21 protein-coding genes and 1 pseudogene are annotated in these 23903 nt (G+C 45.5%); 11 read left to right on the top strand and 11 right to left on the bottom strand.

The annotated features are described in order from the left end of the window. Positions 1-38 precede the first annotated feature (38 nt). Entirely contained in the window at positions 39-665 is a 627-nt protein-coding gene (locus L3N51_RS07010) for a DUF981 family protein (RefSeq protein ID WP_238026323.1), read from the top strand. A 12-nt stretch (positions 666-677) separates the two neighbouring features. On the opposite strand, the gene L3N51_RS07005 is transcribed toward L3N51_RS07010, so the two are convergent. The 4 genes from L3N51_RS07005 to L3N51_RS06990 form a co-directional block, all read right to left on the bottom strand. After that, positions 678-1361, bottom strand: coding sequence for a class I SAM-dependent methyltransferase (locus L3N51_RS07005; RefSeq protein WP_238026322.1), 684 nt, complete (start codon positions 1359-1361; stop codon positions 678-680). A gap of 19 nt (positions 1362-1380) precedes the next feature. Next, entirely contained in the window at positions 1381-2217 is an 837-nt protein-coding gene (locus L3N51_RS07000) for an MBL fold metallo-hydrolase (protein WP_238026321.1), read from the bottom strand. Positions 2218-2473: 256 nt separating this feature from the next. After that, on the bottom strand, positions 2474-3823 hold the full coding sequence (locus tag L3N51_RS06995) for a hypothetical protein (protein WP_238026319.1): 1350 nt from the start codon (positions 3821-3823) through the stop codon (positions 2474-2476). After that, positions 3813-4523 carry an ABC transporter ATP-binding protein gene (locus L3N51_RS06990; protein WP_238026318.1) on the bottom strand — a complete coding sequence of 237 codons (711 nt, stop codon included), beginning with the start codon at positions 4521-4523 and terminating at the stop codon, positions 3813-3815. The genes L3N51_RS06995 and L3N51_RS06990 overlap by 11 nt, the downstream gene beginning before the upstream one ends. Positions 4524-4831: 308 nt before the next feature. Between L3N51_RS06990 and L3N51_RS06985 the strand changes: the two genes are divergently transcribed. From L3N51_RS06985 to L3N51_RS06965, 5 genes are all read left to right on the top strand, one after another. Continuing rightward, the gene (locus L3N51_RS06985) at positions 4832-7759 is read left to right on the top strand and encodes a thermopsin (RefSeq protein WP_238026317.1); all 2928 of its coding nucleotides are present in this window, start codon (positions 4832-4834) and stop codon (positions 7757-7759) included. A 697-nt stretch (positions 7760-8456) separates the two neighbouring features. Continuing rightward, positions 8457-8702 (top strand): VapB-type antitoxin, encoded by a 246-nt coding sequence (locus L3N51_RS06980; RefSeq protein ID WP_238026316.1) that lies wholly within the window; start codon positions 8457-8459, stop codon positions 8700-8702. A 649-nt stretch (positions 8703-9351) separates the two neighbouring features. After that, on the top strand, positions 9352-10374 hold the full coding sequence (locus tag L3N51_RS06975; RefSeq protein WP_320056941.1) for a thermopsin: 1023 nt from the start codon (positions 9352-9354) through the stop codon (positions 10372-10374). A gap of 40 nt (positions 10375-10414) precedes the next feature. Beyond that, entirely contained in the window at positions 10415-10771 is a 357-nt protein-coding gene (locus tag L3N51_RS06970) for a hypothetical protein (protein ID WP_238026315.1), read from the top strand. A gap of 264 nt (positions 10772-11035) precedes the next feature. Beyond that, a complete protein-coding gene (locus tag L3N51_RS06965; RefSeq protein WP_238026314.1) occupies positions 11036-12088 on the top strand; it encodes an AAA family ATPase in 1053 nt (350 codons plus the stop codon). Positions 12089-12175: 87 nt separating this feature from the next. Here L3N51_RS06965 and L3N51_RS06960 read toward each other — a convergent pair whose 3' ends face one another. From L3N51_RS06960 to L3N51_RS06945, 4 genes are all read right to left on the bottom strand, one after another. Beyond that, the gene (locus tag L3N51_RS06960; protein ID WP_238026313.1) at positions 12176-12994 is read right to left on the bottom strand and encodes a mechanosensitive ion channel family protein; all 819 of its coding nucleotides are present in this window, start codon (positions 12992-12994) and stop codon (positions 12176-12178) included. Between the two features lie 230 nt (positions 12995-13224). Next, positions 13225-13890: a 5,6-dimethylbenzimidazole synthase gene (gene bluB / locus L3N51_RS06955; RefSeq protein ID WP_238026312.1), complete on the bottom strand. Its 666-nt coding sequence runs from the start codon at positions 13888-13890 to the stop codon at positions 13225-13227. A 179-nt stretch (positions 13891-14069) separates the two neighbouring features. Further along, on the bottom strand, positions 14070-15179 hold the full coding sequence (locus tag L3N51_RS06950) for a hypothetical protein (protein ID WP_238026311.1): 1110 nt from the start codon (positions 15177-15179) through the stop codon (positions 14070-14072). A 1381-nt stretch (positions 15180-16560) separates the two neighbouring features. Then, on the bottom strand, positions 16561-16953 hold the full coding sequence (locus L3N51_RS06945) for an ArsR/SmtB family transcription factor (RefSeq protein WP_238026310.1): 393 nt from the start codon (positions 16951-16953) through the stop codon (positions 16561-16563). Between the two features lie 258 nt (positions 16954-17211). Between L3N51_RS06945 and L3N51_RS06940 the strand changes: the two are divergent. Next, a pseudogene (locus tag L3N51_RS06940) lies at positions 17212-18498 on the top strand (arsenic transporter). 160 nt (positions 18499-18658) lie between these two features. Here L3N51_RS06940 and L3N51_RS06935 read toward each other — a convergent pair. From L3N51_RS06935 to L3N51_RS06925, 3 genes are all read right to left on the bottom strand, one after another. Next, positions 18659-19240 (bottom strand): hypothetical protein, encoded by a 582-nt coding sequence (locus tag L3N51_RS06935; RefSeq protein ID WP_238026309.1) that lies wholly within the window; start codon positions 19238-19240, stop codon positions 18659-18661. After that, positions 19233-19712, bottom strand: a complete 480-nt coding sequence (locus L3N51_RS06930; RefSeq protein ID WP_238026308.1) for a hypothetical protein — start codon at positions 19710-19712, stop codon at positions 19233-19235. Before L3N51_RS06930 ends, L3N51_RS06935 begins: the two co-directional genes overlap by 8 nt. Before the next feature lie 184 nt (positions 19713-19896). Further along, positions 19897-20034 carry a hypothetical protein gene (locus L3N51_RS06925; RefSeq protein WP_238026307.1) on the bottom strand — a complete coding sequence of 46 codons (138 nt, stop codon included), beginning with the start codon at positions 20032-20034 and terminating at the stop codon, positions 19897-19899. A 544-nt stretch (positions 20035-20578) separates the two neighbouring features. On the opposite strand from L3N51_RS06925, the gene L3N51_RS06920 reads away from it, so the two are divergent. From L3N51_RS06920 to L3N51_RS06905, 4 genes are all read left to right on the top strand, one after another. Then, positions 20579-20788 (top strand): hypothetical protein, encoded by a 210-nt coding sequence (locus L3N51_RS06920; protein ID WP_238026306.1) that lies wholly within the window; start codon positions 20579-20581, stop codon positions 20786-20788. A 423-nt stretch (positions 20789-21211) separates the two neighbouring features. After that, positions 21212-22357 carry an ArsR/SmtB family transcription factor gene (locus L3N51_RS06915; RefSeq protein WP_238026304.1) on the top strand — a complete coding sequence of 382 codons (1146 nt, stop codon included), beginning with the start codon at positions 21212-21214 and terminating at the stop codon, positions 22355-22357. Further along, complete coding sequence (locus L3N51_RS06910) at positions 22358-23161, top strand: ABC transporter ATP-binding protein (RefSeq protein ID WP_238026302.1); 804 nt, start codon at positions 22358-22360, stop codon at positions 23159-23161. Then, positions 23158-23835, top strand: coding sequence for an ABC transporter permease (locus tag L3N51_RS06905; protein WP_238026301.1), 678 nt, complete (start codon positions 23158-23160; stop codon positions 23833-23835). Before L3N51_RS06910 ends, L3N51_RS06905 begins: the two co-directional genes overlap by 4 nt. Positions 23836-23903: the final 68 nt, after the last annotated feature.

Raw genomic sequence — 23903 nt, 5'->3', positions numbered from 1 at the left:
TTAAAGGTTTGAAAATCGAGGATGAATTGGTGATTGAAATGGTATTCATAGATGATTTAGCCCTGATGTTATTCACCTTACCCCTTGTGTCCGTTCTCATATCTTACACCACTATACAGGCCTACCTTGGCTTCAGAAAGGAGGGATACAGTGCCATAAAGAGGAGCTTAGACGATTCCATTATACCTGCAGGTATCTTGGGCGTGGTCATTACCATTATGGCTCTCTGGGGAGAGTTCACCTGGACCTTACCCGGTAGCTACAACATCCTGTTCTACGATGTTTACCTCCTGCTGGGTATCGTCATTCTTTCCTATTCCATTGCAGTTTACATGGAGAAGAGACTTCAGACCACGGGAATATTCGCCCTCTTCGCCGGGTTGATTACCATATACTACGGCGTTGTGGGTTACAGGTTGGGCTTAACTCAGGAACCTTTGGCCCTGCTAGGGCTTTACACGGCCTACGGCATTGCAGGAATACTGGGTTACCCTGTTACAGTGGCACTAGATAGATGGAGAGCTCAATCGGGAACAAACAAGGCGTCCATTGGCGCGTGGATGGTGGTTTTCGTGCTATTCTGGCTGGCAGTGATCGTTGCAGGTATACTGGGCGCGATAATAGGAATAGAGACTATCCCGGCCCACCTGGCTCACGCCCCGTGAAAAGGAATCTTTTTATCGTTCTCTTTTTTCCGCAACTACGAAATAAAACAGGTTTAAGGCCATTTCCCTGTAGACCTTGATATCCAACAACCTGGAGAAGAGGGTTTTGTAATACAGGTTCGTGGATAGCCTCCTGAATATGTAGTATATGTACCTGTAATCCTGGGGTTTAGCCCCGCCAAGCATGGCAATGTAGGGCATCAGGTAGTGCAGGTAAAACCCCACGTAGGCCCTCTTCCAGGGACTGTCTGGTTTACCCATGGCAATGAAGGCTATCAGGTGCCTGGAGACCCTATCCATCTCCCTGATCACCAGCTCCACGTCGTCTGATGCGTGAAGGGCAAAACTACTCATGACCATGTCGAAGGAGTTATCCCTGAATGGCAGTGAGTCAAAGGAACCCTGTACCCTATCTCCCTCAATTACTGCTCCTTTTAACATGTTCTCAGAGTAATCCATCATCACAGTGTAAGCGTTGGAGAACTTTCTGAAAACGTAAGTGAGTTCCCCTTTTCCTGAGGCCACATCCAGGACTAACAAGGGATTGGGGCAGAACTTCAGTGCCGTCTTGACCAGGTCAGCCCTCCATCTCACGTCCTGATTGAAGGAAATGAACCTGTTAGCCCTGTCGTAACTTGAGGGTATGTCCTCGTAAACCCTCTTCAGCTCTTCATCTGTGGCCTTAACCTCTTGCATTCTGAAAAACCCCGGGAGTTCAATTGTGATCCGTAAACCTGAAGACCTTCCCAACTCCCATGTCCAGGAAGACCTTCTGGTTCTGGGCTAACGCCTTGATCACGTTTCCGCTACAGTGTGCCGGTCCCACCTTTCTGGCCTGTCTCACGAGACTTGAGAACACCTCCTCCACATGATCCCGGGGAGAGGAGAGAAGATGGAATCCTCCCAGCACAGCCTCTATTTCCCCTGGCTTGACCTTCTCCTTCATGTCTGACAGTATGTTCAGGATTCCTGCGTGACCGCAACCCGTGAGCACAACTGCTCCCCTGTCACCGCTCACGTATAGGGATGCGTCGTCCTCCATGTTATCCGGTACAACGGAGTTCAGGGCCTTGTAGAGACCTCCTGTATACTGGGGGAAGCCAAACCTCTTCACCTCCCCACTGAAGTGAAGCCCCTCCACCACCTCCAGTGGATCCCTTGTAAGGACCAGGGAGAACTCCCTCTCCATCTCCTCCCTGGAGAGGGGGATGGAAATGTCCTGAATCCTTCCGGACCAGTTGAGGAGCTTTCGCTCAAACACGCCAGGGTGAGCTATCACCATCTTTCCCCTCAGTTTCCTCAGGAGCTTTGGGTTGCCGAGGCCACCCGTGTGGTCCCTGTGACCGTGGCTGAGGACAATATAGTCAACCTGCGTCAGGTCGATTCCCAGGAGGGAGGAATTGTGTAGCAGGGGAACACCCGAGTTACCCACGTCGAACAGCACCTTAACGCCTTCGTATTCCACGAGGGCTGAGAATCCCCACTCTCCGAGGAGGGGAGGTATGACCGTGGATGAGAAGTTATCGCTCAGGACTGTGATCTTGAGGTCCATACACTATTTCCTTCGATGAGGTAATTAGCTTTCTTTAACCGGGGAGTTAAAGACGTCGCAAGGAAGCGTCTAATGTTGCTGGTTAAGCTGATCGGGAAGCAATACTTAGTAAGAAGTAACCTGATCTCCCAATCAGGGCCCAGCTCGGTTTGTTGTGTATTTCACGCTAAAGGCTCCTTAAATACACAATCTGGAGTGGCCCCCAATCCATCTCCCGCTGTCAACAAGCTCTTAAACTAGGTGAGTAACCTTCATGTCATACTGTGGTGACGATTTTCTCCACGACCTTGTTCCAGTAACCGGGGACAAGTAAGAACGGTAAGGAAATTATGCTCTCGAACACTGCAACTCCAAGTATAACTCCCGGAATGGGAAGGAACGCCACCAGAACTATCCCCACCAGTGGAATCACCGTCAACATCCCCACCAGGTAACGGGAAGGGCTGAAGGTCATGGGATTCTGAAAGTTGATCTGATAGAACCTGGCGTATAGGGAAATTATCATGATTGAGCTCAAGGGGAGGTCCACCACCATTGCCACAGCTATTCCTATCTTTCCCAGCACAAGGAAGGAAAGGGCTATGGGCAACAGCATCAACAGGATTGATACCGCCTTGCTCAACACGTAATACCTGGCGAACTGGATGGGACTCATCACGTTCATGTCAAGCCACACTGGTTCGGATATGAAGGCTGAGTTGGAGTATGACACCGTGAATATCCAGGTCCCGAGTAGAACGTAAAAGCCCAGCGCAAACCCCCTGAAACCCAGGAGATTTAACACGTAAATCACCACCCCAATCCCTGTGGTCACGGAGAGTATCTTCCACCATTCAATTCTCCTCGAGACGAAGGTGTAACTCCCCATGAGGTTCATTCTTCCTCCTATCTCAAAGATCTTCAGGTTCCTGCTGAGCATGAGAAGGAAGGGACTCCTGGAGTTGAAGGTGATCTCCCTCTTAACCTCCTGCTTCCCTGGAGGAGTGTAGGAGAGGGTGGAGAACGTGGTGTAGTTGAACCTTCTCAGGGCCAGTGCAAGGAGCACCACGGAAAACGCCGGAAGGATCAGGTAGCCGTATTTGTAACCGGCGAACATGGAGAGGGGACTGAAGGGGAACCTCAGCAGGGCTGAAAGGAACCAGGCCACCATAACCACGCTCACCAGGGCCTTCCTCCTGTTGTCCAAGTTGTAGAGAGTCCCGGACATGGATGAGATCGCGAGGGCGAGGAAGGGGGGTATGACGAGGCCAGCCAGTCCCAGGGCATAAACAAACCATGCCACAAACACGGCTGAAAAGAGAAGACTCACCACGAAGTATCCAAGGATAAATGAGGCTATCAATTCCCTGTCGTCCACGGGAAGCATGACCAGGAAGTCGGAGTCCGACTTGGTTACGAGGTTGAACCTGGAGTTGAAGGGCGAGATTCCCACAAGGAAGGTGATGTAGAGAATGGAAAGGAGGGAGAACTCTGGAGATATTGCAGGTGAGAAACTCCTCCCGGGAAGGCTCATCCCCACGAGAACCGTGTCCAGTAGAACGATCATCAGGATTGTACTCTTGGGGAAACGGGATAGTATGATGACCTTCAACAGTTTAGTGATCATCGGTCATCATCCTCGACACCACGCTCTCTATGGGTTCGTCCTCCCTCCCCAGGGCCCTGAGCTCCTGGATACTCCCGGCCCAGATTACCCTACCCCTGGAGATCATGACCACGTGGTCCGTGAGCCTGGAGGCAATGGACATGATGTGAGTGGAGACCAGGAAGGTTGAGTTCATTCCCCTCAGGATATTGATTATTCTCTCCTGCGTTGGAATGTCCAGATAGTTCAGGGGTTCGTCCAGGAGCACTATCTCAGGATCGTGAAGCAGGACAAGGGCAAGGGAGAGCTTCTGCTGGTTCCCCCTGGAGAGCTTCCCGGCCTGTATCCTCTCGTACTCCCTCAACCCGAACAGGTCAATCATCTCCTCAGCCTTTTCCCTGGGGTTCTCAATTCCCCTCAGGGACGCGAAGTACTCAAGGTTCTCCCTCACGGTCAGGATCCTGTAGGGCACGGGATCCTCGGGCAGGTAAGCCAGGATCCTCTTGACCTCCTTGCTCCCTGGGGTCATCCCCTTGATGAGGGCCTCCCCACTGTCCGGTCTTATCAGTCCAGCGAGGATCTTCATGGTCGTGGATTTACCGGCTCCATTGGGACCCAGGAGGGAGTACCTGCCACCACACGGTATTGAGAAGGAGAGGCCATTCAACGCGTATGTGGTCCCAAACCTCTTCACAACGTTGGTCAGCGTGATGCAGTCCATTACCATTCAATGAACCCAAAAAATTAAATGGTTTTGTAAATACCTAATCGTAAAGTCGTCTAAGGAAAGGTAAAGTAAGGGTAAAGAGGTTAACTTACCGGCTTGGAAAGCATTGTCTACAACGTAAGATTTTCTCGCTTCCTGTCAGCGTTAACTTGAATTTCAATAGCTTATTTGAGTCCATAAAGAAAGTTCTGTGTACATCTTTAGAAGGATATAGCTTCAGATCACCTAACTTATTCAAACTCGTCAAAATTGAGCAATGATTATAGGCAAAATTAATATAGAATAACTTACTCTTACTATTCATGAGATACTTAAAGGGTATAATTCTAATGACCTTCCTACTGCTTCCAGCACTCATAACTACTGGGGAAATTGGTAATTACTTTCACTCCAATAGTGAAATAGGTTTAGTTGGTAATACGCAGAATCTTCAGCCTGGATTTTATACCTCTGAACCGGCCCCTATGGGAATTGCAGATTACGGGGTTGGACCCAATGGGGACTATTCCTATCACACCACACAATTTTTAGGACAGGTTTACATAAACAGCCTACAGGCTCTTAATCCGGTGGGATCTACCAGCGTTACTTTCCAGCTTAATGTAGTGCTTAACTATAAATATAACGGGGTAAGTTACGCCCTGTGGGTACAGGACGTCGCGCGGTTTAATACGATAAATAATAATATTTATTTTATAGATAATATCTGGAATTATAGTGCGCCATTTGGTAACGTTACATCACTTCAAGGAAATGGGCAGTATGGTAACTTCACTGGAAATGGGTACCCATCGCGAGTTTACTATTATGATCGCTCTTATGATCAAGGATCTTTCGTTACCCTATCACTTCCTGCGTCATTCGATCTTCTCGTGAACGTCACTACCAATAATCTTGGCCAACCGGTTATTTATTTCTGGTATAATGACGGTTACGGGTGGGTAAACTATGATACGGTCACCGTCACCAATGTCCGTGGTGCTTCTAACGTATATTTCGAAGTAAACGGAAGTGCCCTCACAGGAAGTGGTAACTACTATGATGCTGAACTTGATCTAGCCGGACCTGGGGGAGGGTCAACAACCTACATTGATCAGGCTAACGTCGATTTACTCTTATTTTACTGGAACGGGCATAATTTCCAGGAGGTGATAAATGCCTATAATTACGGTTCGGATACAGCGGAAACGTCATCCAACCTGCAAGTCCTTTATTATTATTATCTATTTTCTGGCCTCCCAACAGCGTATATAACTACTGGACCTGGCACTCTGGGACCGTTGTGGAATACATCCGACATTACCTGTTTGACCGTAAATACGGGACTAAACCAGGGATATGTTCGAATATATAATGATGATTATTCCTATCAATACGCCCAAAGGTATGGAAATCTCTATCCATTCCAGGGAGGATCGGCCACATTCACGCTAGAGCCTTACGTTAACTATTCGGTCCTTGTCTATAACACCAACGACCAGCTGGTGGGAGAGGCTAACGTGATGGCTCTGCCTGGTTCCGTAACCACCAGTGTCACTCAGTTTAATGTAATAGTACCTCCAACCGTAGATATGTCGCTAGGACAGACAACCAACGTACCGGTTCAAATTCAGGCCTACGGGTACGTTACTCTTCAGGTCTCAAGTCCATCTCAGACCAGAACATACACCTTACATGTGAACGGTCAGACCACGTTCAACATTCCCGTTGAGGCAACCACGTCAGGCTCCTATCAACTGGAGGTTAATGCTACATTATTTCCCGGATTTTCAGTCGTGAAATATGTAACGATTAACATTGCACAGCCTCAAGTTTACTCTGTGACGGGGTCCTACTCCGTCAATGGTCAAACGCCTCCCTCTACACCCATGATAACTTTCACCTTCCCTAATGGTACTAAGGTTACCGAGCCTCTCAATAACCTGAACATTAAGGTGCCATCTGGCACTACCTATTCAGCCTCCAACATAACCGAAGGAGGCTATCGATGGATTGCCGTCAATGGTCAGGGGGAGATATCGGGCTCAACTAAGCTATCAATCACCTACTATGAACAGGTTCAGATAAGCTTCCAGTATCAGGGGCCCGAGGTTCCCACAGTGAGCTATTATTATCTGGGGAATCTGAGAACTGCAAAGTTACCCACTACCCTGTGGGTAGATTATGGCACCAACTATGAATTTCCTCAAATTCTTTCCAGCAATGGAGGGGAACGAGTAATTACATATAACTATCAGGGATCAGCCACCTCTCCTAACACTGTCACCGTGACCTATTATCAACAGTATTATGTTGATGTCTCTTCAACCATTCCAGTTTACGCCATGGTTAATGGTCGCAACGAGACCTTGAGTTCAGGCTGGTATAATCAATCAACCGCCATAGACATAGAGAACATTCCATACTATGTGGCCACAGGGGAAAGGGAGGTGATTGGCCATGTAACACCTTCAACCTCTCTCACCGTTAACTCCCCTCTTAATGTTACCATTACTCCGGAGGTACAATACTACGTTCAGGTATCGTCTCCCATACCCGTGTACGCTCAAATAGGATATGAAAATTCAACTCTTCAATCGGGCTGGTACAATCAAGGAACGTTGATACAGGTGGAAAACATTACCTATTATCCGTCTCCCAACGAACGGTATGTGATAACATCAATAACTCCTTCAAATGTAACAGTGAACCAACCGGAAACTATCACAATATCAACCGTTATTCAGTATCGACTTATCCTGAACTCTCCAATCCCCACATATGCATTGGTTAATGGTCGCAACGAGACCTTGAGTTCAGGCTGGTACGACGCCGGTACAATCATAAACGTGGAAAATGTGACGTATTACGTTAACCCCACGACAAGAGAACTTGTTACCGGAATCTCTCCTGCAACTCTGACCATGAATGGTCCTGCAACCATATCGGTTAAAACAACTAAACAGTATTTAATTCAGATTAACTCCCAATATCCTGTGACCATAAACGGAGTTCAGACCAACAGCGAATGGGTAAATGCCGGATCCACTGTCACATTGAATGCTAATTTACCATTCTACTTAACTGGAAGTTTCACCGGAACAGACGTAGTGGGACTGGGCGGGAGCATCATGGTAGATCAACCAGTTCAAGAGACTTTGCAGACCTCGATAAGTTCCGTGTTTCTAGGGATTGTTATTGTCGCAATTGCGGTAGCAGGTGCAGTATTAGTGATATTGAGAAGAAGATAGTCAATATATTCAAGGTTTCACCAAGAGGATTATTAAGCTGATAAAAATTCACTAATTTCACTTTTTTATAGGATTTGGTTTCTGGATTGTGCTCAATTACATTCATGAGAAAATATTTTAGAAACATTAAAAAAACTGTAGTATATTCGGTGAGCCACATTCAGGTTTCCCCATTGGAAATATACTCTAGTCTCTCTATTTCTTATAATTCAACGAAGGATTAGTTAGGGGAGATCATCCTGATTGTGTCCCTCTCTTCTCATCATCGAGAACTTCACGCTTGTCCTTCTGAGCCTCTTGGTGCTTCTCCACTCTCAACCACAACCAGGACCTGTCAAGAGTCTTCACCTAGCATGTCTCCTCCTTTTCACGCTCTTACCTAGCTCGTGTCTCGCGCTAATCTCGTTCGCGTCCTTCAAATACAGTTCCTCTATCAACAGGTTTGTGATTCTGTGCTTAAGAAATACGGAGAAGAACGTGATGCGTGTAGAGTCCTTGGGGGATTGATACGATAATTCTTTGGTTAGATTACGCATGCTATGGTATCGCGTTCACCTTAAACCACTACAGAATTAATAGATTGAGTTTGATCAACCTCACGTATATTAATTAAATTATAAGGAAAGCCCGAATGGCCTATTCTCTCACATCTTATGTGAAACTTTTATATGGTGTACCTACGTATTATACGCGTAATATGTCAATTACTCTTACAATAAAGGTGAGGAGAGAGGTGGCCAATCTAATTAATAAGCTTCTGGAACTGGGCATTGCCAAAACTAAAAACGAGGCTGTTAATCTCCTCATAGAGTATGGCAAGGCGGAAATTGAAAGAAAGTTGAGGGAGGAAGAGGAGGTTAGGAAGCTAGTTGATAAGTGGTTAAGGGAGGGTTTTCCATACGAGGGATTGGATACCTCAGATTTAAGGGAAGAGAGAGCATGAATTACGTGGATACTAATGTTATTCTTTCTTTTGTTGAAAAAGATAATACATGATAAAGCAAGAAAAATTTTAGAACTTGATAATTTAATAACGGGAGAAATCACTTTCAATTCCTGTACTAAACTTTCTTGAAAAAATCTCACTCCGTTAAAATCCGTAAAGCGCCACCCCTATTCAACAGGATTACAATAGGATCACCCTGATCGTGACCCTCTCCGTCAAACATAGCAACTTCATGCTCATCTTGTAAGTCTCACCCTTCTCTCTCAACTGCAACCGGGAACACTCGGAAGCCTCCACCCTAGCTATCTCTTCCCTATCCTAGAGTGTCTGAAGTTACCTCGCTAGCTTCCATCAACGTCAGGGCTTCAACAGGTTCACGAATTGGTAGCCTGAAAACACAGGACGCAGTGTATATCCGCCTTTATGGAGTTAATGAACTGTGCACTATATTCTGAATGCGATATCACGTTCCCTTAAACCGTTATCGAAAATCATGGATTAGTTTTGTTTTTGATCATATCGTGTATATTAACTAATTACTATTCACAAATGAGAACTGAATATCCCTAAGATCGATCTAGTGTAAGTCTGAGAGTGTGTTCAACATATAGAAACATTAAAATAGTGGAACAAATTGTATCATACAATGTTTAAGTTTAAAGCGATGATCCTCCTGGTTATCCTGTTCCTTCCATCATTTTTTGTTGCTCCAGTTCAGCAGTCTCCCATCTTTTTCCCTCCAGTTCACGGTAAACCTCAGCCACGCGGAGAGTACGTGAATCCTTTCCTTTACTACACTTCGCCTCCAGCTCCCTCCGGGATCGCATCCTTTGGCCTCTACAACTACTCAGGTAAGGTGACACCATACGTCATAGAGACCTCCAAGGTACTGGGTTACGCCAACATAACCAGTCTGCTGGCTTACTACAAGCAGGCCAGGAAATACGGGGTCAATCCCTACTCAGCCACCCTGCAGATGAACGTGGTACTGCAGGTTAACACGACTCAGGGAACCTTTGCGTACTGGCTTCAGGATGTTGGTAGTTTCCAGACCAATAATGATCAGGTTACCTTCATTGATAACATCTGGAACCTCACTGGGAACCCCTCCACCCTGTCCTCCTCCGCTGTATCTGGAAACGGAAAGGTTGCTTCAGCGGGAAGCGGTAACACGTTCTACTACGACGTTGGGCCAACCTTTGCCTACTCCTTCCCGTTCTCCTATGTGTACGTTGTAAACACTTCGTACACAAGTAACTCGGTCACCATATGGTTCGGGTACCAGATCTTGCAGGGAAGTCAGGTCACCCCTGTTCAGTACTATGACAAGGTTACCATATCCCAGCCCGGGATAAAGTCGGCCCAAATTACCGTTAACGGTAACGTGTACACCCCAGACGGGCTCTACTACGATGCGGAACTGGTGTGGGGAGGTGGCGGAAATGGTGCGCCAACTCAGTTCACACATCTCAACTCCACCCTTGGACTGTACTACCTGTCCAGCACGGGTAGCGTGACTCCAATACCCTCGCTGTACACCTTCGGTTCTAATACTGCGGAGAGTGCCTACAACGTTCACGATACTCTGTTGAACGGCGTGCCAGACAGTTACGTGGGAACGGAGGAGCTCACACTCCTCACCAACAACTTCACAGCGATCCTCATCTAGACTATTCAAAAGTTTTTATCCTGATTTTCGAGTAATTTTTATGCCAAAACTCCTTTTCGTGGTGATGAGTGATCCCTCGAGCCTCTCTGAGTCAATTAAGGCAGCCCACGCATTTCACTACGCCGTTGAGCTGAGTCAGAGGGGGAATGAGGTTCTGGTCTATCTGGACGGACTAGGAACGAAAATACCCATCGCGGAGAGCCCATACAGGGGATTAAGACCTGCATTCGAAGAGGTGGTGAAGAGGGGTCTCCTTCTAGGGGCTTGCGGGTATTGCGCTTCTCCTCCGCACCTGAATATAAGGGATAAGCTCAAGGTCAAGCTGTTGGGGGACGAGCACGATCATTACGCCTTTCAGGACCTGGTGGAGAAGGGATTCCAGCTGGTAATTACATGAAACGAGAGGGTCAGTTAAAGTTAGCTCATGAGCTCAGGCTGACTCATGGAGTCCTGACTTGACAAACCAGTTGGAGGTATCCTATGTTGTGCATTTGAGAGCCTTAAACGCGAGATACACAAACTGAGCTAGGCCCCCAATTCGCGTGGAACAGGTTACCCTATCACTGACTGGAAGGGAGTCGAACCCTTATTACTTTGTACCCCACAAGTTACTTGGGAGGGGGTAAGTTTAGCCCTATTTGATCCTAGACCAAAAAGATCATTGAAAGAAGTTTTTGACAGGGAAAAGGAGATTGAGCAGTTAAAGGGATCTCTCGATTCCCCATTGATCCTTCTCCAGGGTCTCAGGAGGATGGGGAAAACTACTCTCATCCTCTCGCTCCTAAACAGTCTGAGAAAAAGATACATATTCCTTGACGCCAGGTCCTTCGAGTCCAGGGAATACATTGCATATAAGGATTTCCTCTCCGTTGTGGAGAGGGAGATTAACGGGAAAATCAAAAGATTTCAGGGGTTGGAGAAATTCCTCTCAAGGGTGAGAGGGGTCACCGTGACCGGGTTCTCCATCTCCCTATCCTGGGATGGGGAAAACAGGGTAAACTTCTTGGATCTGCTGGAGAGGATCAATGAGTGGGGTGAGGAGAGAGGAGAACAGGTCTTTGTGATCATCGACGAGGCTCAGGAACTGATCAAGCTGAGGGGTTACAATCTCCTTCCCTCCCTCGCCTACTCCTATGACCATCTGAGCAATCTGCATCTCGTGGTTACCGGGTCGCAGGTAAGGGCATTCTCTGGGTTCCTGAAACTGGAGAATGAGGAGTCCCCACTGTACGGGAGGGCATACGTCAAGGTAGAGCTAGGGTCCTTCGACAGGGATACCTCAGTTCAGTTTCTGAGGAAAGGATTTCAAGAGCACGGAATAGAGTTCAGCGGTGGGGAAGAGGTATATGAGGAGCTGGGAGGTAACCCGGGCTGGCTAACCTTTTACGGTTACATCGCGGTAAAGAGGGGATTTGACGGAGCACTGGAGGAGACCAAGAAGGTGGCCAGGAGACTCCTTCGCAGGGAGATCCTGAATTTCCTGAAGGAGGGGAATAGGTTAGGATCCAGGGAGAGATATGAGAGGGTTCTGAGGACGTGTAAGCAAGGATGCACATGGAGCGATGTAAAGGGTTCACTGGAGGCCCTCGAGGGAAGGAAAATAAATGATGCCACGGTCATGGCAATAATTAACAACTTAATGGATTACTCATACCTCGTGAAGACTGAGCAGGGTTATGAACTGGCTGATAGGTTGCTCTCCGAGGTTCCGTAAAAAGAGAAGGGTAGTGCGGAACGGGAACGTGTCACCCAGTGAAGACCATCATCTTCCTGGGGTCCCTACATAGGAAAAAAGAAGGATTTACCTTGACATCTCGGACGCAAGTCTCTTGGCGTATGCATACACCAGGGGTATCAGTAGTAATCCGAAACCTATGGCCAGTCCCCACGCCAGGATCTGCAAAACCCCGGTTACGTTGGCAAACGGCTGGGTAATTATGGCGACAGCAATGAGTATGAACACGGTGTAGAGAATGAATCTTCCATACGATACCAGAGTGGTGGCGTTAGGATCAGTCCTTGAGATTGTGTCGAAGGCCTTATCCGTGATGGTGAAGGCGAACATGAGGATCACAGACGCCAGGATGACATCGTAGAAGAGGTATGGGCTAATACTTGGTATCCAGTAGAATATCGCAAGTGTTGCAGCCACGGTGATGATCACGGCATATATTCCGAACCTGAGCACTGAGAAAATTGTCTGTATGAATGGATCACTGCTGTTCATCTGCTTCATCATGTAGTCAATTAGAATGTTGACCAGGGAAAGTCCCAGCGTGAGCAGGAGGATTGCCCCAGCCAACGCCGGTAGGTATCTCGCCACCTCTGCGACGTAGACCGTTGCAGGTCCCAGATTTAGCACGGATAATGCAACCGCCAGCGCCAGCAGGATTATGAGGGCCTTCACCACACCCGGTACCAGATCACTGCTTATGGCTGAGGAGGGTCCGCTCATGATCCTTGGCAGTATTCTCCTTATTACGGCAGCCACAATGTTAGCTATGATGTATCCTATAATCACTATTATGACAAATAAAATGATGGATGGTATTGCATTAACAAATTCAGTTCCTAATTGACTTAGAGATTGGGATATTGTTTGAGCTTGGGCTATTATCATTGTGAGATATAATTGGGGCTATTATCTTAAATCTTATTGTTTCTTTAGATTGTTAAAAGTAAAGAAGTGAAGGAAAATGATGGAATAGGTCGTGGTGTAGTCGGACTTGCATAAATTCGTCCTAGACGTTGTGACTTCTCATTGAATTCCTTGAAACTTAAGATACGCATGAGGACACTATGGAATAGGTGAAGAAATTAAGTGGATTTGATGCGCATTTTCTCGCGTTCTCAGAGTCTGACATCTTTCAGGCACCTAATCAAGTCATCGTTGGGTTTCCTACCCCAGGCATCCTGAAACACTAGCTCTGAGAGGGGCAGTCTGGTGTTCCATCCCTTCTGCTCAAGCTCAGGCTTCTCAGGGAAGGAGGTCACATATCCCATGGTCAGGTAAGCCACCAGGTCTATCTCCTTGGGGATACTCAGTATCTCCTTCACCTTCTCCTTATCTAGGAAACTTACCCAGCCCACCCCGATGTTTTCGGCCCTAGCTGCCAGCCAGAGGTTTTCGATGGCAAGAACAACGCTGTACTGACACGTTTCAGGCATGGTTATTCTGCCCAGAACGTGTGGTCCAAATCTGGAGCAGTCCGCTGTTACCGCCAGGTTTAAAGGAGCTTCCATGATACCCTCAATCTTGATAGTGTTGAAGAGGGATCTTCTCTTCTCGTCTAGGAGTCCCGCGTATCTGGCCCTCTGTCTCTCTGCCTCCTCCTTCACCTTCCTCCTGACGTCAGCGTCCTTCACTAGGATGAAGTTCCATGGCTGAGAGTAACCCACCGAAGGAGCCAGGTGAGCTGCTAAAAGGATTTTGGATAGCACCTCGTTGGGGATAGGATCGGGTTTGAAGTAACTCCTTATATCCCTTCTTCCCTTAATCGCTTCGTAAAGGTCCATATGGATAGAGTATCCAGGGGCTTAAATTGGTTTAGGAAGAGTTAGGTTTGTGTTATCCCTTCAGAATTTTCCCTGGTTTTTCACCACCTGATCGCGATCAACCGGAGTGTAGTAGAAAGGTTCGCAGAACGAGGTTGTAAAGATTCGGAAAACCTCGCCCTTCAGGGCAAGATAGCTCACTATTCTACCTTATGGAATTTAGGAATGAAGACGCTCTGGCTGGGATTAGACCCCATGAGTTTGGCTTTAACTTTTCTCACGTTGTCCAACATTTTTTGCGTGTCTATCGTCCATCTACCATCTACGGTGAAATGCTCGTATGGGATTGATGCAGCTAGCAGATACTTAAGCCGAGGTTCGAAGGGATGAATCATAATGTCCGCATCAACGTGGTATTTGTATTTTAATTGGGAGATATATTCTAGTATTTTTCCAGAAATCGGATCTTCTAAAAATGCTATACCAAAGTAAGTGTTTCCGCTCAACCGATGAACATGAGTTAGTGTGGGTATTCTGGTCAACTCTCGAAGAAATTCTTCATTCTCGTTAAATATGATTGAAAGTCTGGTTTGATATCTTCCGTTAAGTCGTATGCCAAATGCAGTGATTAGTCCTTTTCCAATCACATGTTCTTGATAATGTTTCAAAACAGTTTTATATTTCACATTAATTAAATTTGCTATCTGCTTAAGTGTTAGGTAATTTCTCGCCTGTTTCTTGCCAATTATTTGTAGATCTACCCAGTCAGGTTCAAATCCATCGCTCAAGTCAGGGAAGTAAACAGGCTCTCTAGGTTCCACCAAAAACTGGTCTTTGTATCTTCTAAGTTTAAAATCATAAGTGGAAAAGTCATATGCGAATTGAATGCTATCTTCAAAATCAAGAAGCTTCTCTATCTCAAACATATTATGTTCTTCGAGTTCAGTTAAAATATTGATTATTTCATTCTCAAATTTCTGAGGAAACACCAAATTGATTATCAACTTTTCATTATATATCTGATCTCTTCCTACGAACGTTGTAAATCCATCAAGCATTTCATATATATCTGTTAATTCTATTCTTGGATCACTGTTTACTAATGCAAGTATAGCTTTCAACCCTATTGATTTATATCTCACTAAATAGGAGGTGTGTAGAGAAAACTCCTCTTTTATTAATTTTATTACCGACTCTGCGTTCTTCATTCGAGCTAATGCACCAATTATCTTAGGATTCAAGTCTCCGAATCGCTGAATGTACATAAGAACCTTAGAAATGTCAGCATCGTTGATCTCTATCCCACTCATTCTAGAGTGTTTTAGTGTAACCTTCTAATAAACGTTATTCTGCTATTTGAGTTATAATACAATGAAGAATTAAATTAAATAAATAAAGTTACAATAATTACGACTTATTAATAAAAATCTTCATGACCCTCCCAAGTTTCCATCTGATATTTCGCCATGTATAATAACTCCGTGACTGGCCAACAGCAACGCAGTGGCCGCTGCTCCCATCATGGCTAACTTGATTACGAGTTGTGTTTGGATTGGATTTAACCTCATTTTTGTTCAATTTTATATTCTCCTGTACATCTTATTATTTTTTCTATCCTAATACTATAGAAATGCAATTAAATTCACAAAGACCGCACGAGAAAACTGTACATTTTTAAGTTGTTAACGTGAAGCATTAATCATGTTTACAGCATAATCTTAAACATAGAAATGTATTACGATATAAAAGCTTTTATAAGGAGTTCCTTTCCCCTGGGAAATCTTAATTCATTAAGATATCCTATCCAACTCATGCATATATGAATTCGTTAGATTTTTTCTAACTTGTTTGAGGTTGAAGCGATCATGTCGTGGAATATTTTGCTAACTAGCTCATGAAGGCCTCTCATTAGCATACAACGCCTTCAATCGTCTAAATTAGTCCTGTTATTCATAGTGTCGTCAAATTTGCATAAATATGGTTTGTGACTTTGCATTGAACTCCTTGAAAATTAAAATATGTCAACATGACTACGCTGTGCTGTTTTCCACTTGAGATGAATGAGCATAGTGGGACATAAAATTAAGCTGGAATATTCCCTGAAAATCCGCTCAAGTTTTCACCGATACTCTCTTACTTCTAGGCCAGTAAGCAACAAATTTTCCTAACATGAATGTCATCGCTCACCTATTCACACTATTTCATTTAGGTACAAACTTCCCGAGGGGCATCTCACATGGTGATCTATTTCGCCCTTACGGACGAAGCATCCCCACCACGCGAAGGGGATTTCCGGCCTCTTAGCCGAGCCTCGATCCCCTCCATTCACAGCAAAGGTTCCGCAGAACGGAACCCATCCTTGACCCACGTGTGGGAGGGTTACGGAGGTTCATGGCTCCACAGGTTATCAGGCAGTCCCAACTCTCATCCCTACCAGCACTTTCGTCCCTATAGGGAGAGATAGAATTTTGAACGCAATAATAAAATTTTTTCCTACAGGAGGCTATCCATCCCCAACCTTCTGGAGGACTTTCACCCCCTAACCACAAGAGTTGAAGCGTCGTGACACATAGTTTAAGGAAAGTTTCAAAGACCACATTAACTGGACCTAGCTCGGTTTGTTGTGTATTTCATGTTAAAAGCTCCTTAAATACACAATTTGGGTAGCCCTATTCTCACCACGACCAGCACTCAAATCTTACATCTGTTATTTTCGGCTACCCTTTCTCCCCTCTTCAGTTCCACCGAGACGTCAGGCAGGTTCCTCAGGATCTCCAATAGAAGCGGAAAGGGCTCAGGATTTAACGAGTAGTAGACCCACTGAGCTCTTTTCCTTTCCCTCACGAGATTTACCGATCTCAGCTTAGCCAAATGTTGAGACACGTTTGACTGGGATAGATCAAGAATGGAGGAGATCTCACACACGCAAAGCTCCCTTTCGCTGATCAGCTTAAGGATATGAAGACGGGTGGGATCACCAAGGACCTTTAAGATGTTAGCCATTTCGTCGATGTCGTAATTTTTGAGGCTCATTATATTAAACAGGGAGCTCCAGCTCTTAAACGTGATTACCGGACCTATCAAGGCCTTTCCTGCATGATCTGAAGGTATCTTATCGAATCAAATGATTGATCAAAGAGAGTGACGAGTTGGGAGAGACGGTTCATGGGATAAATTTTCATGCATTTCGATATGTTCAGTCCACCATGATTCATGTCACACTACAACGCGGAGATATATTAGAATATTAGAATATACTCATACATAATAAAACCTCTTTATGAAAAATCTACAATAGCCTTTATAATCTTGAGCCGCAAGCAGAAAACCAACGCGTTTGAGGTGTTACCCACGCATCTGTTCATTGTCTCCCTGGCCATATTCTTCGTGACTCTTCTTCTAGTTTTGACCAGGCCCAGAAATCTCGGTATAGGCTACTCAGCTTCCCTAGGAGCCATACTGAGCCTTCTCCTTGGAATTACCACGCTTCACGATCTTGTCATAGTGTGGGGAATAGTATGGAACGCCACATTCACCTTTATTGCGGTGATCATTGCGTCCCTGATATTTGACGAGGCTGGATTCTTTGAATACTCCGCGATAAAGGTGGCCAAGCTAGCTAAGGGAAGGGGCGTCTTCCTCTTCATATTCATCATCCTCCTGGGTTCAGGGATATCCGCAGTCTTCGCAAATGACGGAACGGCCCTAATCCTCACGCCAATTGTTTACTCTCTCCTTATTAGGGTAGGAATGGACGAGAAACACGTTATACCCTTCATTATGGCCACAGGCTTCATAGCGGATTCGGCTAGCTTACCTCTTGTGGTAAGCAACCTGGTTAACATAGTCACGGCAAGCTACTTTTCCATATCCTTTCTTGATTACGCGAGGGTGATGGTCATCCCCGACTTGGTTTCAGTGGGAGGCAGCGTGATCCTGTTGCTGACCTATTACAGGGGATCCATTCCGGCTCGCTATAACCTCGAGAATGTGGGGGATCCCAAGGGCGTGATCAGAGATCCCCTACTGTTTAGGCTTGCCTTGCCCACGATAGCAGTGCTGATAGTGGCCTACTCACTGGGAGGCCTATACAACGTTCCAGTGGCCCTTGTTGCTGTTCCTACAGTGGCAGTTATCTTTCTTGTGGCTAGAATCAATCGTAAGATTGATACCAATTCGGTTCTGAGGGGAGCTCCCTGACAGATTGTCATTTTCTCTCTGGGAATGTATGTGATAGTTTTCGGTATGGGAAGGGAGGGACTCACCCATTATCTCCTGATGATTTTGAATGGTGTTGTTAGTGTTGGAAATCCTGCCTCAACTCTTCTTGGGGGGTACCTGTTTGCCATGATAGCTGCAACCATGAATAATATGCCGTCGGTGATGATAGGGAACCTAGCCCTGAGTAAGATGGCGAACCCTGTAACCTTAATATATGCCAACGTGATCGGGAACGATATAGGGCCCAAATTTACGCCCATAGGATCTCTGGCCACCTTGCTTTGGCTTTTCATGCTTGAGAGGAGAGGAGTCAAGATATCTTCATGGTATTATATGAAGGTGGGCTTCCTCCTTGCTTTACCTGTTCTATCCCTTACCTTGCTCTCCTTGTGGTTTGTCTTAAATTAACAAGAAAAGCCATCCCTTGTGGTAACGACTCAAGCTGGAACAAGCGTTCAAACCCCGCTTCCCCTGATCAGTTTTGGGGGGGTTAAGGGGAGCATGGCCAATGAACTAAGAAACCCAATCGTGAGGGTGGGGCAGTTCACTTAAGAGCCAAAGTACCCCATCACTTGATTTTGTGTCGTAAGGAAGACAACCATATCATGAATATTTGATTGCAACTGTCTTTAGAGATATTATCAAAAATTGATATATTGTTTATCACCTCCTCAACACATTCCTCAAGCTTGTTAGTTAACGTCAGAAGATCACTTTCATCTATTGGAATCCCACGATAAGTCAGATAGGTATTTCTAATCTGATGAATCTTCTTCGCGTAACCCACAACGTTCTCCGGGTCCTGGTTTTCGAGTATGTGGGAAACGCAAGGACTTTGGGTAGATCGTACTTGAGCAACATAATAGGCAATTTGAGTAAAGAGTGTGTATTTGAACAAATGTTCGGTATATAGTTTATTTATATCTTCACTAATATCCTTCATCTTTCTGTCTATTCCATAAATGTTTCTGTTCAGCTCTTCAGAGAGGACGCCCAATAGACACTTCCTCAATAGGGTCATGTAGATGTGCTTGGTGAGTTCCTCTACTGCCGATAAAAGGTCTATTACCAGGAATCTCCTATCGAAATTCTCCTTTTTCAGAAGTTTATATTTCTTCAGATATTGCTTGGCATAGTCAAGTTCACTCATGAGAACTCACTAGAATCGGGAAACCGTGCTTATTCTGATAGACACAGAGAATTTTTTTGACTATTTCGCCCTTACTCCCGATCATATAGCCCAAAAGACCTCCCAGCGCTGCGAGCACAATCGCTCCTCCAACGTCCTTATCACTGACGCTCGATCCGCCCACCTCTTTAGCCAATGCACTCCCTGTGGCACCTTCAAAGGTTTCAGTCTCCATTATCTCTATATATTTCCACGCTATTCCCATGTCCCTCACCAATGATATAACGTCATTTATAATCTCGCAAGGTCTTGTGATCACTCTCTTTGATGGGCTATCATACCTAAGTCTTAACGATATATCAATATTTCTAGAAGAATTGTATACTATTTTGGGTTCATCATCAAGGTTGAAGTACTTAGTGGCAAAGTTCCTTATCTCTTCCCTAGAATATGGCAAGTTACTGGTTTTTAGCACAACTCTGTAGTGTTTCATGAGAAATAATATGAGGTAGAAGTCTTATAAGGGTTTAGAGTTAGAAAGTTTTTGAAAATTTTAGTAAGAATACTCTAGTTTTGGTAGATCGAATGTTGCGGCTACCCCATATTGCTGTGTATTTAAGGAGCTTTTAATGTGAAATACGCAACAAACTGAACTAGGCTACTTGGAAAGAGATATGTCACACGTAGGGAGTGAGGAGGATGGAGTCCTGTCTAACCTTGAGGATTTCCTGGTTTGTGGTGACCACTCTGGAACCCAGCTCCATGGAACTAGCAAGGAGATAGGAGTAGTTAATGAGAGTGTCCATGAAAGTCATATGGCGTGGTAATGAGAGGAGTTAAACTGTCTAGGAACTCACGGAGAGGATGAGGGAGAAAGAGGTGGAAACATGTTACGCCACCACTTCACGAAGATTTCATCCATGATAAGGGCTCCCAATCTGCCAGCGTTTGATAGGAGCTTTGTGTAACTATTAGCATATGAAATTACGGAGACCAGGTATTAACACCGAACAGGGAATGACATGTTAAATACCTCAGTTTATTGGTCATTCAGGTTTCCATTGCGAATTATAATAGTTAATCTACGTGAGATGATCAAAATAGATCTATCTTCCGGTAATACTTTAAGGAGAACATGATGTCATACCATGAGCAAGCTAACCATAGAGTCGTTGTATCAACTCCTCCTAAGAATTGATACACATCATGTGTGTCCATAGTGTCGTCACGTTGGTTTTAAGTTTCAAGGAATTCAATGCAAAGTCACGAAGTCATAAAACGAATTTATGTAAGTTTGACGACACTATGGACTCAAGTGACTAACATGATGCCTCCATAATCCATAGGCCTTAACTATTCATGATCTCCGTTCCCAGAACGGAAGTGAGGTTCTCGCTCTATGAAAATTCTGAAGATATAGATTTTTCATTTAATTCCTATTACTCGGGACACTGTCTGGAGAAGAGAAGAACGAAGATATCTCCCTGGTATTACATGAAGGTGGGTTTCCTCCTCGCCTTACCTGTTCTATCCCTTACCTTGCTCTCCCTGTGGTTTGTCTTAAATTGATGAAATATAAGTGATCTCTTGTCATACACGCTAGACCACACATGATATTAAGATGTGCTCATTAAGTCCGAAGGCCCTTACGCACTATATCGAGAAACCAGAAAACTCCGTCCTTCAGGGCAGGGTAGCCCATCCCATGCGATTTACAGAAGCCCAATCGTTACGCGATGTCCTAAGCAGCACCGGAGTGAAGGCCCTTTTCAAAAAGGAGAAGAATATAACTACAATCGGAACGAAACTGAAAAAAATACTAGTAAGTGTTAAATTCATGGACAAGGTCTGAATAGACTATTTTTGAACTCTGGAAAAATACATCCATAAATCTTCTCTCTATCACAAAAAATTCGTTGTCAGGGGGTAAATTTTTCTTTACTAAATAGAAAATTACGAAAAACTTAAATGTGTAGTTATTCGTGTAAACGTATGGATATATTCGAAGCCATATCAAACGAGACCAGGAGGAGGATACTCCAGTCTCTATCCTCTCCTAAGACCTTCTCTGAGCTGGCGAACGAGCTTGGATTGGACAGTCCCAGTCTCTCCTTCCATCTCCGTAAGCTGGATGGATTGGTAACCAAGAACGAAGAAGGGATATATCGCCTGACAGATGACGGAGTTAAGGCATTAAACCTCATCTCCATGATTAACGCGGGAGAGTCGCGTCTCTTTCCCATGGTGGTAGAGTACTTGAACTACGTGAAGGTAGACAACGAGCTTCTAATCAAACTTAGAAAAGAGGGGAGAAAGTTGGTCATAAGGAACGTTAGAAACCTGGATCTCTCTGAAGTAAATTCGTCTTTACTTAATGAAGTCCTAGAGACCATAGAAAACGTGGACAATCTATCATGTTCTAACGAGACCCTATCACTGGTGAAGGACAGGATTAAGGGGAAATATAACCTGCAAACCCAAGGGGAAGAGAGAAACTTGAACACATCCGAACCTGAGTCACCCCTAAGTAATTTCCTCTCCTATGTGACTTCAAGGCTACCTAAACTAAGCAACTTGCACGTGGTTTACGACGATCGAATTCCTCTCTCCAATAGGCTTGAAATAAACCTGAATGGCGGATTGGTTAAACTTCTCAAGGGCGAGCCTCACCTCTTGGCGCAGTGTCATGATCTGGGAGATCTTGACTTGTCCCAGGGGACGATCAACGCCGACGGTTGCAATCTCAACGTCTCCTATCCGGATCTTGATACCTTGGAACTGGACATTAATGGAGGAAAGGCGACAATTCAGGGACTGAAGGTAGACTCTCTCAAAGCGGATCTGGCTGGAGGATTGCTCCACTTGGGTGTCCATACGAGAGCGTGTGAGCTGAGAATAGATGGAGGGAAAGTGGACGGGAGGCTATCCTATCCCGTCACGGAAAGCTCGCTCTCCTTGACAGTGGAGGGAGGCATTGTTGAGCTTTCGCTCTCTCTACCTAGAGAACTGGGAATAATCACCTCCTCCTCCACTGACTTGGGTTTGACCACAATCCCTAGGTCACGCCCTGGAAAGGTGAACTTGTCAATCTCCACGCAGGTTCAGGGAGGATTGGTTAGGATCAGGGAGAGTGATTAGATGTCGCAGATAGAGGCAAGAGATATCTGGAAGAGCTACGGTAAAAACGTGGCTAACCAGGGTGTATCCTTCACCATTAATGAGGGCGAATTCGTGACTTTCCTAGGCCCTAATGGCGGTGGGAAAACCACGCTCATGAGGCAGATTTACGGAGAGCTCTATCCCGATAGGGGAGAACTTCGCATCATGGGAGAGAAACCGCAGAGGGCGCTCAAATTTATGGGGGTAGTACCTCAGGAGGGAAGGCCACTGGACTCGCTAACCGCAGAGGAGCACGTCACATTACTGGGTAAGCTGAAGAATCTGTCAAGGGAGGAGGCCAGGGCCAGGGGAAGGGAACTTCTTCAATCCATGGGAATAGACCCCAGGGCGAGAGTTGACAATCTCTCAGGAGGTAACAAGAGGAAAGTCCTGATCATCTCTGCCATAATCTCTAACCCCAGGGTGCTGATACTGGATGAACCCACAGTGGGCTTAGACCCTGAGGCGAGACGAGACGTCTGGAATTACCTCCTGGAGATGAAGAAGGATGGAAAGACCATTATACTCACCACTCATTACCTGGAGGAGGCGGAGACTCTGTCCGACAGGATTTACTTTCTGAACAAGAAGATACTCCTGGAGGGAAAGGTGTCAGAAATAAAACAGAGATTCTCAGAGTATTACGAGGTTACGAACGTGGATACGGGAGAGAAGCATTATGTGAAAAGGGAGGAGTTGAAGGAGTTTCTGGGAAGGGCAGACTTCAGGTTTGAGGTAAGGCTTCCCTCGCTAGAGGAAATCTACATGAGGTTATTCCAATGAAGTTCTTCACTCTTGTGGAAATCTACCTAAGGCAGGTACGTTTCTATATCTTGACCACACTGTTTTACCTTCTCTTCTTCCCCATTGCTCTCATACTCAACCTACCCAGCCTGAACACCCTGGTGGGTACCCTGACCCTTTACATTTTTCTGGATGGGTTCCTATCCATTTCACAGCAGATTTCGTTCATGAAAACGGAGGGACAGTTGACTCTCCTTTACGTGTCTGGATCGCCCAAGTGGTTAACAGCGTTCTCCCTGGCATTCATCACCTTGGTAATATCCATTCCCCTGGTGGTGTTAATAACGGTGATATCTAGAACGGCGGTGTTGTTCAGCCTAAATTGGGCCTATCTCATGACGACCCTAGTCCTCTCGTTAATAACTTCCATAGTGCTGGGGATGGATCTGGGATTGGCTCTCGGACAGAGGCAGGTTAATCAGCTGTCCCAGGTTTTAGGGCTTGGGCTCTCCTTCTTTGCCCCAACCTTTGTTCCGTACTCCGCACTGCCAGTTTACCTTCAGGTCCCATCACTGCTCGAGCCCACGACCTACGTTGCGCAGGCCCTAAGATACGATCTGGGAGGAAGTTTCTCTTGGGAGTGGAATCTAGGAGTTGCAGTCTTTCTCGTGATAGGGGTCTTGATCTATTTGAGGGTGAGTAGGAGACCATGATAAAGTATACCTTTTTACGGATTTTAACATGATAAAATATTCTTCAAGAAAGTTCGTGTAGAAATGAA

The sequence above is a fragment of the Metallosphaera javensis (ex Hofmann et al. 2022) genome (assembly GCF_022064045.1).
In the GTDB taxonomy this organism is placed as follows: Archaea; Thermoproteota; Thermoprotei_A; order Sulfolobales; family Sulfolobaceae; genus Metallosphaera; species Metallosphaera javensis.
This window is presented reverse-complemented; position numbering and strand designations above follow the sequence as displayed.

Excerpts from the sequence above, each read along its gene's own strand:
- L3N51_RS07010 (WP_238026323.1), top strand. The coding sequence starts at position 39 with ATGGTATTCATAGATGATTTAGCCCTGATGTTATTCACCTTACCCCTT.
- L3N51_RS07005 (WP_238026322.1), bottom strand. The coding sequence starts at position 1,361 with ATGCAAGAGGTTAAGGCCACAGATGAAGAGCTGAAGAGGGTTTACGAG.
- L3N51_RS07000 (WP_238026321.1), bottom strand. The coding sequence starts at position 2,217 with ATGGACCTCAAGATCACAGTCCTGAGCGATAACTTCTCATCCACGGTC.
- L3N51_RS06995 (WP_238026319.1), bottom strand. The coding sequence starts at position 3,823 with ATGATCACTAAACTGTTGAAGGTCATCATACTATCCCGTTTCCCCAAG.
- L3N51_RS06990 (WP_238026318.1), bottom strand. The coding sequence starts at position 4,523 with ATGGACTGCATCACGCTGACCAACGTTGTGAAGAGGTTTGGGACCACA.
- L3N51_RS06985 (WP_238026317.1), top strand. The coding sequence starts at position 4,832 with ATGAGATACTTAAAGGGTATAATTCTAATGACCTTCCTACTGCTTCCA.
- L3N51_RS06980 (WP_238026316.1), top strand. The coding sequence starts at position 8,457 with ATGTCAATTACTCTTACAATAAAGGTGAGGAGAGAGGTGGCCAATCTA.
- L3N51_RS06975 (WP_320056941.1), top strand. The coding sequence starts at position 9,352 with ATGTTTAAGTTTAAAGCGATGATCCTCCTGGTTATCCTGTTCCTTCCA.
- L3N51_RS06970 (WP_238026315.1), top strand. The coding sequence starts at position 10,415 with ATGCCAAAACTCCTTTTCGTGGTGATGAGTGATCCCTCGAGCCTCTCT.
- L3N51_RS06960 (WP_238026313.1), bottom strand. The coding sequence starts at position 12,994 with ATGATAATAGCCCAAGCTCAAACAATATCCCAATCTCTAAGTCAATTA.
- bluB (WP_238026312.1), bottom strand. The coding sequence starts at position 13,890 with ATGGACCTTTACGAAGCGATTAAGGGAAGAAGGGATATAAGGAGTTAC.
- L3N51_RS06950 (WP_238026311.1), bottom strand. The coding sequence starts at position 15,179 with ATGAGTGGGATAGAGATCAACGATGCTGACATTTCTAAGGTTCTTATG.
- L3N51_RS06935 (WP_238026309.1), bottom strand. The coding sequence starts at position 19,240 with ATGAGTGAACTTGACTATGCCAAGCAATATCTGAAGAAATATAAACTT.
- L3N51_RS06930 (WP_238026308.1), bottom strand. The coding sequence starts at position 19,712 with ATGAAACACTACAGAGTTGTGCTAAAAACCAGTAACTTGCCATATTCT.
- L3N51_RS06925 (WP_238026307.1), bottom strand. The coding sequence starts at position 20,034 with ATGACTTTCATGGACACTCTCATTAACTACTCCTATCTCCTTGCTAGT.
- L3N51_RS06920 (WP_238026306.1), top strand. The coding sequence starts at position 20,579 with ATGATCTCCGTTCCCAGAACGGAAGTGAGGTTCTCGCTCTATGAAAAT.
- L3N51_RS06915 (WP_238026304.1), top strand. The coding sequence starts at position 21,212 with ATGGATATATTCGAAGCCATATCAAACGAGACCAGGAGGAGGATACTC.
- L3N51_RS06910 (WP_238026302.1), top strand. The coding sequence starts at position 22,358 with ATGTCGCAGATAGAGGCAAGAGATATCTGGAAGAGCTACGGTAAAAAC.
- L3N51_RS06905 (WP_238026301.1), top strand. The coding sequence starts at position 23,158 with ATGAAGTTCTTCACTCTTGTGGAAATCTACCTAAGGCAGGTACGTTTC.